The sequence below is a fragment of the Cytobacillus oceanisediminis genome (assembly GCF_004366035.1).
GTDB lineage: Bacteria > Bacillota > Bacilli > Bacillales > Cytobacillaceae > Cytobacillus > Cytobacillus oceanisediminis_C.
The window spans coordinates 16,022-29,164 of sequence record NZ_SOEE01000021.1 but is presented as its reverse complement, the minus strand read 5'-3'; the positions used below and the strand labels follow the sequence as shown (position 1 = coordinate 29,164).

Annotated in this window: 12 protein-coding genes and 1 pseudogene; 2 read left to right on the top strand and 11 right to left on the bottom strand. The window is 38.7% G+C overall.

Annotated features, from left to right (window positions below):
* From DFO72_RS27470 to DFO72_RS27445, 6 genes are all read right to left on the bottom strand, one after another.
* A partial coding sequence (locus DFO72_RS27470) for a GerAB/ArcD/ProY family transporter (RefSeq protein ID WP_142724968.1) occupies nt 1-596 on the bottom strand: 596 nt, incomplete at its 3' end.
* Between the two features lie 39 nt (nt 597-635).
* On the bottom strand, nt 636-1,724 hold the full coding sequence (locus tag DFO72_RS27465) for a Ger(x)C family spore germination protein (RefSeq protein ID WP_113885851.1): 1,089 nt from the start codon (nt 1,722-1,724) through the stop codon (nt 636-638).
* Nucleotides 1,725-1,744: 20 nt separating this feature from the next.
* Complete coding sequence (locus DFO72_RS27460; protein ID WP_113885850.1) at nt 1,745-3,226, bottom strand: spore germination protein; 1,482 nt, start codon at nt 3,224-3,226, stop codon at nt 1,745-1,747.
* Nucleotides 3,227-3,876: 650 nt separating this feature from the next.
* A complete protein-coding gene (locus tag DFO72_RS27455; RefSeq protein WP_113885849.1) occupies nt 3,877-4,794 on the bottom strand; it encodes an NADP-dependent oxidoreductase in 918 nt (305 codons plus the stop codon).
* Between the two features lie 348 nt (nt 4,795-5,142).
* Nucleotides 5,143-5,805 (bottom strand): NAD(P)H-dependent oxidoreductase, encoded by a 663-nt coding sequence (locus tag DFO72_RS27450; protein WP_113885848.1) that lies wholly within the window; start codon nt 5,803-5,805, stop codon nt 5,143-5,145.
* Nucleotides 5,806-6,115: 310 nt separating this feature from the next.
* Nucleotides 6,116-6,766, bottom strand: a complete 651-nt coding sequence (locus tag DFO72_RS27445; RefSeq protein ID WP_113885847.1) for a peroxiredoxin-like family protein — start codon at nt 6,764-6,766, stop codon at nt 6,116-6,118.
* Nucleotides 6,767-7,841: 1,075 nt separating this feature from the next.
* Between DFO72_RS27445 and DFO72_RS27440 the strand changes: the two genes are divergently transcribed.
* Nucleotides 7,842-8,471 carry a TetR/AcrR family transcriptional regulator gene (locus tag DFO72_RS27440; protein ID WP_113885846.1) on the top strand — a complete coding sequence of 210 codons (630 nt, stop codon included), beginning with the start codon at nt 7,842-7,844 and terminating at the stop codon, nt 8,469-8,471.
* Nucleotides 8,472-9,154: 683 nt separating this feature from the next.
* On the opposite strand, the gene DFO72_RS30225 is transcribed toward DFO72_RS27440, so the two are convergent.
* Both DFO72_RS30225 and DFO72_RS30220 read right to left on the bottom strand, forming a co-directional pair.
* A complete protein-coding gene (locus DFO72_RS30225) occupies nt 9,155-9,550 on the bottom strand; it encodes a hypothetical protein (RefSeq protein ID WP_243856296.1) in 396 nt (131 codons plus the stop codon).
* Between the two features lie 48 nt (nt 9,551-9,598).
* Nucleotides 9,599-9,805 (bottom strand): annotated as a pseudogene (locus DFO72_RS30220) (thioredoxin family protein); the annotation flags it as partial.
* A gap of 849 nt (nt 9,806-10,654) precedes the next feature.
* On the opposite strand from DFO72_RS30220, the gene sda reads away from it, so the two are divergent.
* Nucleotides 10,655-10,813 carry a sporulation histidine kinase inhibitor Sda gene (sda, locus tag DFO72_RS30800; protein WP_113885852.1) on the top strand — a complete coding sequence of 53 codons (159 nt, stop codon included), beginning with the start codon at nt 10,655-10,657 and terminating at the stop codon, nt 10,811-10,813.
* Between the two features lie 1,041 nt (nt 10,814-11,854).
* On the opposite strand, the gene DFO72_RS27420 is transcribed toward sda, so the two are convergent.
* The 3 genes from DFO72_RS27420 to trxA form a co-directional block, all read right to left on the bottom strand.
* Complete coding sequence (locus tag DFO72_RS27420; protein ID WP_113885853.1) at nt 11,855-12,373, bottom strand: YkgB family protein; 519 nt, start codon at nt 12,371-12,373, stop codon at nt 11,855-11,857.
* Nucleotides 12,357-12,491, bottom strand: coding sequence for a hypothetical protein (locus DFO72_RS30500; RefSeq protein ID WP_258549855.1), 135 nt, complete (start codon nt 12,489-12,491; stop codon nt 12,357-12,359). Before DFO72_RS30500 ends, DFO72_RS27420 begins: the two co-directional genes overlap by 17 nt.
* Nucleotides 12,492-12,757: 266 nt before the next feature.
* Nucleotides 12,758-13,072: a thioredoxin gene (gene trxA, locus DFO72_RS27415; RefSeq protein WP_113885854.1), complete on the bottom strand. Its 315-nt coding sequence runs from the start codon at nt 13,070-13,072 to the stop codon at nt 12,758-12,760.
* Nucleotides 13,073-13,143: the final 71 nt, after the last annotated feature.

The window sequence follows — 13,143 nt, the reverse complement described above, 5'->3', positions numbered from 1 at the left end:
AATTGATATATCATGCTTTTAGAAGAGAGTAATATGTCGGTTATTGAATGATTAAACAGAGGCATCATGTTTAACGGATGTGTATACGGCAAAACCAACAAATTCTCTGGAATAATAAAAATAATAGTAATTAGTAATCCAAAAAAACTTAATGCTGTAACCGATCGAAACCCACCGGATACGGTATAGTAAATGAGCAACAACAAAATGGTGCATAAGAGTAACATATTCATTGAGGGAAACACCCAGACTTGAATAACTTCAATATAGGCCCTGAATTCCATATAAGCTCCGACACAAAAATAAAGAACGATTGCGAGATTGATTAGGTTCCCTGCAATTTTTCCGAAACATGATTTGTTAATTGTTGTTACATCTAGAATTTCTTGATTAGAACGTAAAATATTATAAATCATCCATAAGATTATATGAATGCTAATACCAACTAAAACAACAGAAATATAAGCATTATATCCGGCATGTTCGGCCAATTCTCGTTGGAAATTTAGTACTCCGACCCCGACCATACTGACATACATAAGAGGAACAATTAAGAATGGAGATATTTGGTGTTTTTCGTCAACAGGATTTTTCATATACTAAACACCTCACTAAACTGTACTTCCAGACATCTTTCAACCACTACCATTATTGACAATTTTAACCTGGACACTCACCGTTGTTTCTATTTCTTGATAAATGCTTTCAAAATCTTGGGTACTCCATTCCTCAGACCGACTTCTTACCAAGTCGCCCAGACCCACTGGATCAACGCTATTTTCCTTCATTAGTGACAATAATTTTTCAATTTCTGTTTTAAAATAAGAACCCATAGTTTTTTCAAGCTGTATAAGCTGCTCTTCTGATTTCAAATCCACCCATTCCGGGACATCCTGAAGTTCCGTCTCCATATCCAACCGAATTGAAATAGAAGGGATTGGATTAACTTTGTTTACAACATAGTTTGCAGTTGAATGCACGCTTCTCAGTAAGATAGAATCTTCATCCTGTTTGGTTGATGCTTTTCCTGCAACTGGAACCACGTAGTTTCCATTTTTTGAGTTCTGAATAAGCATTTTTAATAAGAAAGCTTCCTTCAGGCTAATTTCGGTTATCATTTGATCACTTTTAAATAAAGCCAGACCACCGATTATTACTTCCCCGTGATCTTTTTTAAAATACGGTAAAAACATGTCTCGTCCTTCGCCATAATAATTAAACAAGGATTCATGAAGGTTCATCAGTGGCAAATTTCCGTTTTTCATGTTTTGCTCAATCAAATCAGATAAAAAAAAGGGTTCTTGGGTTTCTTTGATGATTACCAACAATTCCGAAGCTTCCCCATCAGCAACTCCAAGCTGAAGACGTGATGAAATTTTAGGGTCGAGGAATAAATTATGGATTTCAGTCCCAATCCCTTTTTCTGCAGGAGTCTTTCCAAATAACACCATCCGTAACTGACCCCTTTCAAGGGGATCTTTTGTTCGCGTATTTAGTCGTGACAGAATGCCTTTTTCAGAGTTGGATTCCGTATGTAAAACTTGGAGTTCTGTATTTCCCTGTTCTTTAAAGTTAGAAATCAGAGCAGAGCTTTTTAGGGTATCCGATACGGTATCAAAGCTAATTGCATGGACAAGTACAATCTCATTCACAATATTTTGTTCGGAACAAGCCGATAAAACTGCACAGAAAAAAATAACCAGAAAAATTTTTCTCCTATACATACTGACCCTCTTTTCATCATTTATTCTTCATCTAAGTCATTTTGCTGTTTAACTGATTTAGGCATATACCTAATTAAAGAATTTGGTCTTAAATGTTGAGGTCTTTTGTTCAGATATTGAAAGGATGAACGTATAAAACTGTCTTTAAGATCCTTAGTCCTTAATGGAAAAATTGGAACAATGTAAGGAGAACCTAATGATTTTAAACGACTAAGATGGACGAACAGAAAGCCCACCCCGATAAATAGGCCAATTTCCCCCCATATGGCTGACAAAATGATGATAGGAAAACGTAAAAACCGTATCGCATTTGACATCTTATATATCGGTGTCGTAAATGAGGCTAAAGCCGATAGGGAAACAAGAATTAGTAAAATATTACTTGTTAAAGCTGCTTCGACTGCAGCTTGACCAATAACAATTCCTCCGACAATACCTAAGGTTTGGCCAATTTTTGTTGGTAATCTGGCCCCTGCTTCCCGAAGAAATTCAATGGTTATTTCTAAAAAAAGCACTTCAATGAAGGGCGGAAATGGAACATTTTTTCTGGAAAAAATAAGGGGGCTAAGCAAATCTTTTGGAATGACTTCATAATGGAATGTGGTGATTGCAACATACATTGACGTGGCAAACAGCGAAAAAATGACACCAAAGATTCGAATCAATCGAAAAAAAGAACCTAATATCCATGGCAAATAATAATCTTCAGGGGAAATAAAAAAATCAAACAATGTAGAGGGTCCCGCAACAATATAAGGGGACCCATCGGTAATGACTGCTACTTGCCCGTTAATAAGTGAATACACCACTCGTTCCCTGCGTTCTGTTGATGTAAACAATGGAAATGGGGTGAAAGAATTGTCTGATATTATTTGGTCCAGTACGGACGAATCAAACACGACATCGTGATCAATAGCAGTAAGTCTTTGCTCAAAAGTTTGAATATGCTGTTCATTTGTCACCCCATCAATATAAATTATTGCGACTTTGGTTTTTGAAGTTGTTCCAATGATAATTTCTTTTATAATCAAGTTGGGGATATTGATTTGTGATCTTAGTAAACTGATGTTTGTATCCAGGTCCTCTACGAACCCGACTTTAGGACCTACGACGCTAAACTCGTTTTCCGTATCATTATTTTCTCGCAATCCACGATTGTCAGATAAATTAACCAACGCACACTTTGGATCGTTTTTATGAAGTTGAACGAGCACATATCCTTTCAGCAGTTTGGATTGAATATTGGTTAACTCGTCGGTAATCTCTATATCATTAATGGGAATCCAGGCCTTAATATCCTCGATTTCCTTGATTTTGGAATCTAATGAACGATTTTGCAACACAAGGATCAAATGTTGCTGCATCCACTTCGCATCGACTAAGGTACTATAATAGAAAATATTCACTACTTCTTTTCCAAGTAAAATCGATGTTTTCTTAAAGTCACTCGATTGTCCGGAATATTGTAATAATTGATCGAGGTTCTTAAATTCAATTTTCATTGCGAATAAATCCTTCCTGGGCAAAGTCTCCAAATGTTCTTTATGGTACTATGTTATTTTTGTAAAAAACTCTTTTTTTATACATAAGTGGAATTACAAAAAAATTTGTATGTACAATGACGGTGATCATTGATCTGTATGTCTTTCAGTCGAGCCATTTGGGTGGAGTATTGGAAGCTTTGGGCAAAAGTGTTAAATTCGCTATCTGACGAGAAATGGAGTTGTTGAAGTAGAGAGCTTATAATACCAGTTTTTTCAGCTCATCGGTAGATTTCGTAAATACGGAATCGCGTAAAATATTTATGGGATTATTTTGAACCGAATACAAGGAGAATTATCTCTTGGGTTAGAAGTTTATCAAGGAATTGCTCGGAAACCGACCAGCCCTTTGCATAATGGCGCATTGTTCACGGAGCAGCTGTACAAATAGCACACAGGAATAAGAGAACGAGAACGGATGATCTTCGAAGAACTGGAACAAGATTACCTCGAAACTTTACACACATTGAAAAGCAAAGACCACCGGATTTCCGATGGTCTTTGCTATTACCTTAACGACTTGTAAATTGCTTTTTAGTTTTCATGTCCGATGCCGGAAATGACAGGGCCTCAAGGCTGGCGATAATTCACGAGGCTCTTTCCGTGAGTCCTTACGAACGAACGCAGATGATCGTCTTTCCCTTAATCCGCTCGGTTGGGTTGAAGGCGGCGACAGCATCTTCGAGGGTCGCCACTTTGCCGATGTTCGTCCGGAGCCGACCATCCCGGACCCGCTGGACGATTTCACCCAGTTGGGCGCGATCAGCCTCGACGACGAAATCAATCGCCAAACCATCGGCCGGCTGTGCCTCCGGCGGACCGGCGATTGTCACCAGCATTCCACCGGCGCGCACCAGACTCGCTGACCTCTTCCCGATGTCGCCACCGATCACATCGAAAACCAGATCGACGCCACCAACCTCTTCAAGCGATTCGTTGTCAAGGTCGACGAATTCCTGCGCGCCGAAGTTGAGAGCCGTCTGACGGTCGGCGGCACGTCCAGTGCCGATAACGTAGGCTCCTGCCTCGCGGGCAAGCTGAGTCACCATCGAGCCGACTCCACCGGCCGAGCCGTGCACGAGGACGCTCTGTCCTGCCTGGAAGCGGCCGTGCACGAACAGTCCCTGCCACGCGGTCAGACCTGAGATCGGTAGGCTCGCTCCCACTGTGAAGTCGATATCGCCTGGCAACGGTGAGAGGTTTCGTGCCTCGACGGCCACGTACTCCGCGAGGGTTCCGTCGCGCGTCCAGTCCGTGATCCCTAATACCCGTTGGCCTACCGACAGGCCCCTCGTGCCATATCCGAGGGAGCTGACCACACCGGCCACCTCGTGGCCGGGGATTGACGGTGTTCGGTCTCGACCATTGCGATCGGTCCAGGTTCCGGGCCACGTTAACTCGCCTGGGGTGAATCCTGATGCATAAACCTGAACGACAACATCGTTCCCCGCCGCCTTCGGTTCCGGACGCTCCGCCAAAGTCATCCCGGCCGTTCCCGTGTTCTCATCTGTCACTACAATCGCTTTCATTTGAATACCTCCCTGTTTAGTCTTCCCTGTACGACACCCTAGGTCTGAAAACTATTAGCGCCTCTAAGCCCCGCTTACCACGGAAGGTAAAACTGGCTTAAAGGCGCGGCTACAACCAAGGTTGTTCTTTGTTGATCACGATGGAATGTCACCATCGAACTCTTACCATTGTTTAATTGCTTAAACGAGTAAAATCGGATACAAAAAATGGTGGACTCCCCTTTCATTATTTGTACCGCTCACAAACGATCTGAAAGGGAATGTCGCATTGGCAAACATTCATAAGCAACCCAGAATATGTCTTCACGTACTTGCTTACGCAAGCATACACTTGCCATCATATTCTATTTATTTGACCCACTTTACAACATCATCAAACGGAAGGCGTATTCTCGGTCCCGGCTCTTTTTTGCGATAACCGAAGGCAAGCATGACCGAGATGGTAAAGTGTCCGTCCTCCAGCAGCCCTTCCTCTTCCAAAAGCTGATTGATTTTCTCAATGTTAAAGCCTTCAATCGGACATGTATCAATTCCGATTAGAGCCGCAGCCGTCATCATGTTCGCAAGCGGAATGTACGTCTGCTTGATGGCCCAATCAGTAAGAAAGCGTTCATGATCCAGAAGCTTGAAATCATTTCTCTGGAACTCCTCAAAGATTTCAAGATGCCTTGACAGGCGTTCCTTTGGAACGGCTTTGGACTGCTGCTCCCTCTGGTATGCGGAGTCATATCTCATATCCCGTGGGGTCCGGGAAAGAATAATGACAAAATGACTGGCTTCTGGCAGTTTGCTGGCCGCTCCATACGAAGAACTTTTTATTTTGTTGAGAAGCTGTTCGTTTTGAACAACAACAAATTTCCACGGCTCAGAGCTAAACGAGCTGGGCGAGAGCCGGCCCGTTTCCAAAATAAATTTAAAGTCCTCGTCGGAGATGGTTTTGCTTGGATCGAATTCTTTGGTTGCATGGCGAAAATGAAAAGCTTTCAAAATTTCTTCCTTGGTAATTGTCATGATATATTCTCCTTTTAACCAACATTTAGTAGAGAGGCATAGCTGCCCAGAGTGTACAACAGCAACCTGCGTCTGCCGCTCGCGGCTTTATCAAATTGTTCGACTATTTCAAAAATCGGGGAGCTTCTCCATAAATACAGTCCTGTTCGATTGTCGCTGTACACACCCATTAAAGCTTCTCTTGTATCACCTGTATGGATATGTTCGGTCTCATCGTACGTACTGCTAGAAATTATTATAGATGTAATATCCATTTGTTCAGACTTGTTCTTGGCAAGAACAATTGCCACAATGATTGATGTAAAAATCGTTAAAGCTTTTTTAGCTCTTGCAAAATTTCCTCCGGGCTTTGACGCTGCATGAAATTCGGATTGACATAGGAGGATCGAATAATGGCGCTCTCATCAATCATGAAAGTAGCAGGAACAGGCAAAACCCACTTCGAGGTATTATTGTACTCCGCAAGATTAAGTCCGATACCTTCCATGACTTCCTTGACTCCCGGCGGAACATCGAAGAGCAAATTGTACTTTGCCGTTACCAAGCCGTTTGGATCGCTAAGGACTTGAAATTCCAATCCTTCCTTTTCCTGAAGGGATAAAGAATGATCCGGCTTTTGCGGGCTAATCGTTATAAGCTGAGCACCTATCGCTTGGATTTCGGGCAATATCTTCTGGTAAGCCTTTAATTGCATATTGCAAAAAGGACACCATCCGCCGCGATAGAAGACCAGTACAACCGGCCCTTTCGCGAGCTCTTCAAATAGAATTACGTCACGGCCTAGTGCGTTTGTTAATTTAAAATCCTCCGCCTTTTCGCCCGGTTGCTTCCCAGAAGCGATCCCCGATTTCTGCAGTTCTTCAATCATTTGTCCGATTTTGATCTGCGCTTCAATCGGTGAATTGGCCTTAAACTGCTGTGTGGTCACTTCAAGCTGTTCGGTTAAATTTTGGTTATTCATCTTTCTGGAACCTCCAATATCGAATGATAGCTTGATTATAATTCTAAAAAAAACAGAGTTCTGTAATGCAGCTTACAGTTCTCCATTATATTTTTGAAATTGGTGTAAAACGGCGAACGAAGTATTGTAGATTACGGATGCCGATTTTGTTGCCATGTTAATCTGTAAGCTAAACCGCCAAGTACCATTGAGTTATCAGTGAACTTTATTTTGTCCTTGATGGCAGGAGAAAATTCGCTCAATAAATCAAATAAGGATACATATGTAAAAGGGAAATATAAATGAAGATAGTCGTTTTAGGAGGAATAGCGTTTTTCAAAATCCAACAATGCCTAATCAAAACTACTCAGAAGTAGTTTTTTTGAAGAACTGGAGTATTCATCTTACATGTACCACATCATGGTGCCCAAAAGTCCGAAAGTGCAACTCCCTCGAGTTTTTTCACAAAGTTTCTGTCTTGGTTAATAATTCATTGAAACAGATGAAGCAAGAAAAACAGCGTTACCTAGTATTTTTGCATCTGGTGATGTGAGTTAGAAAACATTACGACAAGTTGTGTCACCGACTGGTGATTTAATAATGGACTCAGATTCCTCACCAGTTTGAGTATTGACTAAAGTTACACATATGAATTAAATTTTTTCATTAACGAAGGCACGATTTTATAGATTTTTCAGAACATGAGTTCGTCGAGTCGTTTAATATTGGTAAGGATAGAAGCGAAACCTGTTTATTTAACACCTTCTACACCGGCCGAATCTCCACTATCAATAACAACTAAATCCTTACCTTTAAAGAATGCAAACTTTAGGTTTGGTATAAGTTCAATGTAAGAAATGTATCCGATAAGGCGAAAAGGTTTTTTAAATCATGCCAAAAACATTTTTCTAAACGTTATCAATGTGGTTTTTATAAAACTCAAGATACCCTGTTATGGATTTCTTATTTTAAAATCACTTAAAGAACCAATTAATAAATTCCTTTATTCCTTTTTTAAGGTATAATATCCATTTTATTAATGGCATTCAAAAATTTTTTTGGGATTGTAAAATCTATTTTTTTGCATACTTAATATATGGAAAAACTAAATAAAGCGAGGAAATCAAAACATCGGCTGACAAAAAAGGGTGAAGAGACTCGAGACCGAATCGTTTCTGCTGCAGCTAAATTGATGTTTGAGAAAGGCGTTGCAGGTACAAGCGTAGAAGATGTACAAAAAGAGGCTCAAGTTGGCTCGTCCCAAATATACCATTATTTCAAGGAGAAGCGAGAACTGGTAAAGGCCGTAATTATATATCAGACTGAGAAAGAGCTAACCACTCAAGAATCTTTGGTAATTCAACTTGACAGTATGGAAGCCCTAAAAACTTGGCGCGATGCAATGGTTCAACTTCAAATTGAGAGGCAATGTCGTGGAGGGTGTCCAATCGGCTCGCTTGCCAGTGAGTTGTCAGACATTGAGCCAGATGCCCGTTCTAAGCTCGAAGCCGGTTTTATGAAGTGGGAGACCTTTATTCGAAAAGGGCTTATTGAGATGCAGAAGCGTGGCGAGCTAGGCATCAATGCAAATCCAAGCGAACTCGCTCTAGCGTTGCTGACCACGCTTCAAGGAGGACTTCTTCTTACGCAGGTTCGAAAAGAAACACTACCCCTTGAAGTGGGATTGGACAGTATGCTAGCACATATCAGCTCATTCATCATTTGATATGGCGGAAAGTTATAACTTTATCCAAGATAACATTCTAATTTATTATGTTAAAAAACATCATGAAAGGAGGATATGTTTTTATTCTATATTTTGTTCTATGAGAGGAATCGTCCGATTGTCTCTTAATACGCGTAAAGGGTTCCTTTTAGGACAAAAAGCAGAAAGTATCATGGAGAAAGCACACTAATTCGAAACTGTACTTCCCTGTAAATGTTAGACACTAAATACCTTCTACGAGGTATTTTTATTGCTAAATTATATCGGATAAAAGATAAAGATTGGTTTAAGTATTTATAGGCATCGAAAGTATTCGTAACATAATGCGAGGTGCGTATGAAAAACACCGTTCATTTTGTTGAGCAGCTGGCAAAATTTGAGGATCTGTTTCACTGAATCGAAATTGCCACGCTGACAACATAAATGAAAAATGGGTAAGGGAGAACTAGAAAAGAATCTTTATTATCATAATCCCAAAACGAATGAATGCAGAAATAAAAGACCTAAGTCCAGTGGAGTACCAAACTCAGGTCTTCGAATCTCCCTAACCTTTAATGTCCACCTATATTGGAGTTTTATTATGGGAACATTAATGCTTGCCTTTTGGAAAATGAACCGGCGAGTTAAGATTTCAAACATCTAATGTAAATGTAGATTAATTAAGAAGTTAACACTTCTAGTTACTATTTATTTTCATTTTTAATAGTTGTACCTGGGATTATACAACCTTCGGGACCACAAGCTAATCCACCTTTTAAAAGGGCTTCTTGTGCCTTTTCTTTTTTTAATTGTTCCTGCTGCCATTCAATATCAATAATGGGTGAAAACTTTTCTGGATATCGTATATACCATCGTTGTTTTCGGATAAGAAAATTATCTGTATCAAGAAAAAGAGACTCGTCTAGTTCTTTTAATGCTTCTTCTTTTTTTCCGTTATTCGCATATTCCATTCCTAACTTAAACTTAGTTTCCGAAAGTTGCTTTTCTATGTTATTAACTTTATTGGAGGGATTATAGTATTCATCATCTAAAATAACTTTTTCTACTGTTCCATGTATTAGTTTTTCAACTGCATCCAAATGCGTGGGATTTGAAACATGGAATCCTTGCTTAATTAAACGAATTGTACTGTTTTTATCTACGAAAATTCCATTGGGTACAATTTTAAATCCAAAATAATTCGCTAATGAATTGTCCGCATCGATTACTGAAGTAAATGCCTTATCTGTTGCATATGGTTTTACAACTTCTGCACCTTGAATATCGACGGAAACAGATAGAATTTCAAAGTTTAGATGTTTATATTTATTATAAAAATCCTGCCAACCTGGCAGTTGATCCCTACAACGTCACCAGGAAGCCCACATAAAAATTAATATGTTTTTTCCTTTAAAATCGTTGATTGACACAGTCTTCCCTCGTAAATCCCTAAATGAAAAATTCTTCATTTTAGTTAATATCATCATTTCCCTCCTAGCATTGGTCTACTCGAAAACGTTTGCATTTAATTCCTGTTTATTAATGAATAGAATAAAGGATGATAATAAAACATTCAAAATCGCTTAAGTCGTGAAATTTGATTACATGCGTACGTCCATTTTATGCAACATAATGTCGTAAAAACTTAAACCTAACCCGATTTAATTATGTTGCTCTTTACATAAAAAAATGTGTATCTACAAGAAATGTAATAAGCCGTCGTCTGTTTAAATCACCGTCAGTGTAAAAGCAAGCATGCTTTTATATCTTTGGCAATTATTTCTTAACACTTTGTCGAGCAAAAATGAAATAACATCACATGTTAAAACTTATAGATCGAGTTTTGTAAATTCATTTGTCCTTTTCTTTCTTTATTTCTGGAGTGGGCACTCCATTAAACAAGACAAATTTTACCAGATATCTTTTGGATTGTCAATCATAAAAAAGGACTTTTTAAGAATTGTTAAATTACTTGTATATCATTATCAACCATCGATCTCTATCTATAATATTGAGTTTTTTTTCGAATTTTATTTTTTCTTGCATTTCTATGTTTTGTAGACTCAGTTGGCCCTCTCCGATCGAAAAATTAATTGTGTCATTTCCATTACAGATTTGTCGAAACTATTTCGCTTTTTTTTATTAATTTAGATAATAAATCTTGTGTGTTTTTTATCATTATGTCGAGATTTTAGGAGGGCTAAATGACACTTCAAACTATGTCAGATGATTTATTAATTTCTTCGTATCTTTATGCTGTAAAGATTAATATAAACCCTGATTTTATAGCATTATTATATTGTGAAATTGAACGTAGAAATATTAAGCATCTTCTCACGATTGAACAGTCAAATAAAATTTAAACTAGGGATAGTCTTTAACAGGGCCACCTCTCCAACACTTGAAGTCAACACGATATTGTCCTTGCCCTTACACCTTAATTAAACGATTCTCTCATGTATAAAACTACTCTAGTTACCTATTAGGGGATTAAAAGGAAAAAATAAACTTCACCGCAACGTAATAGCCCCTTTTTAATTCATTTGAAAACTAAATTTACTTTAATGTTTTTCCAACCTGTGCTAATTTATTAATAGCTCTCGACCATGTTCCCGGGAGGTATAATCATAAGTATTGGATCAAAGGTTGTTTATAAATCTGATATGTATACTGTTATTTGGGTATATGAAACTGGCTTCTGTGAAATCAGAAAGGCTTTTAATACAAAACTAGTACATAAATCTGAACTTATTCTTTTTCCAAATTAGTTTTTAACTATTGCATGGTCGAGAGTCATATTTTTTTGTATTTTGTGTCAAATGTATATTTCTGAAATTAAATGGAAAGTGTATTTATACCGAGCAAGGGCGAACTCCACATTCTAAAAACTCCCAAGATTAGATCCTTGCTCGCACACTTATAGATTTATGGGCATATAATGCAAGGGATGGCTGCCTAATCATCAACCTTCTCGATATACCCACATCACAATTGCCATTGCAGCCATTTCAGGCAAAATCAATTCAGGTCTTTAATATCACCGAAACCGTCACCATCGTCAGGATAAAAAAGAAAGCGATCACATAGGAAATGATCGTTTGTTTCTTTGAAACAACTGTATACAAGGACAACTCTCCATTCTTAAAATAAGAAAACAAGGGTGAAGTCTTCACCCTTGTGAATTCATTTTTAACACAGACCTAATCCAGAAGCTTTTAACACATCAATATTGAAACCACTTGTGCTCACTAATTCCCCTTTAATTGCAACTGTTGGCACGACTTTAACTCCATAGGTTTTCGCTTTTGCTAGCCCCCTCTTCCTTTTTCTAAATTGAGTAAAAAAATGCAAACTTTATTAAATAGATACAAATGATATACATTCGAAACCATTAAATGACCTGACTATTTTCCCGCATCCGGATAGCGCTTCTCCAGGGTTTCATGAAACGTTCCTCTTCTAGTCGCCTTCAGTGACTCGCCCAAGGCAAACACAGAGGCGCCCAGCAAGACGAGGTCCTTCAACAAAAATTGACCTGGGGCCACAGAAAGGGCGGGAAAACCGAGGCTCGGCTCAAAGACATCCGGCGTGGAGAACATGAAACTCAGTGTCGTCAGAAATAGAATGCAGGAAAGAAACGCTCCAACAGCCGACAGCTTTGCAGACACAAAGCGGCTAAGAATGAGTAGGCCGACTAATAATTCTAATATTCCCAATAGAGATGAAAACGTACGAACTGAAAAATAGTTGTAAAGCCATCCAAGTGCTGGGCTGTTGCTTACTAGCGGGGCTATCCCATTTGCTTCGTAGGCCGTGAATTTCATCGCACCAATCCAAAAATAAACGATGGCCAGTGCAATAAACAAACTCTTTGTTCCGATGATCTCAATTTTTTGACCGAAAGCTTCAAATAACTTGAACATGAAGGTTTCCTCCTCTACGATTAGCGTCGCATTTATTTTTTAATTTATAAACCACCTGCTCTAGGGAATCTTCACAAACACTACCTGCTATAAATACTTCGTCTAATCTTTTTGTCACTTTAATTCACTCCTTTTGATAATTTTTTATTCGAACATCGACTTTTTAGAACTCCAGGACCTGGGCATTTTTCAACCAAACCTTCTAAAAAGAATTTCATTTCGTTTAAATCACGAATCTTTTTATCAGTTTCCTCAATTTTTCGCGATGCAAATTCGAACATTTTTTCTGAATGAAATTCTTTATCCCTGTTTGATGCAGCTAGTAGATTACTTGCGGGTGGTGTCAGCCCCGAAATGATGGTTAATTCTTAATGCTTTTTTGGCTTAGATATGCTTATTTAATGATTCCGCAAGTGCTTCCTTAGACTTAAAACCAACCAAAGTCTCTACAACCTTGCCATCTTTCAAGACTAGTAGAGTCGGAATACTCATGATACCAAATTTGTTTGCTGTTTCTTGGTTTTGATCGACATCAATTTTTATAATCTTAACTTGGTTCCCCATGTCTTGATCAAGCTCTTCAAGAACGGGCGCAATCATTTTACAAGGTGCACACCAAGTGGCGAAAAAGTCAGCTAACACTATTCCATTGTTAGTTTCTTCCGTAAATGTTTGATCGGTCACGTTTAATACTGCCATCTCTTATCCATCTCCTTAAAATCTGTAATAGTCTTTTCTTATACTTATAAGTATAGTTTGCTTCTGTATTT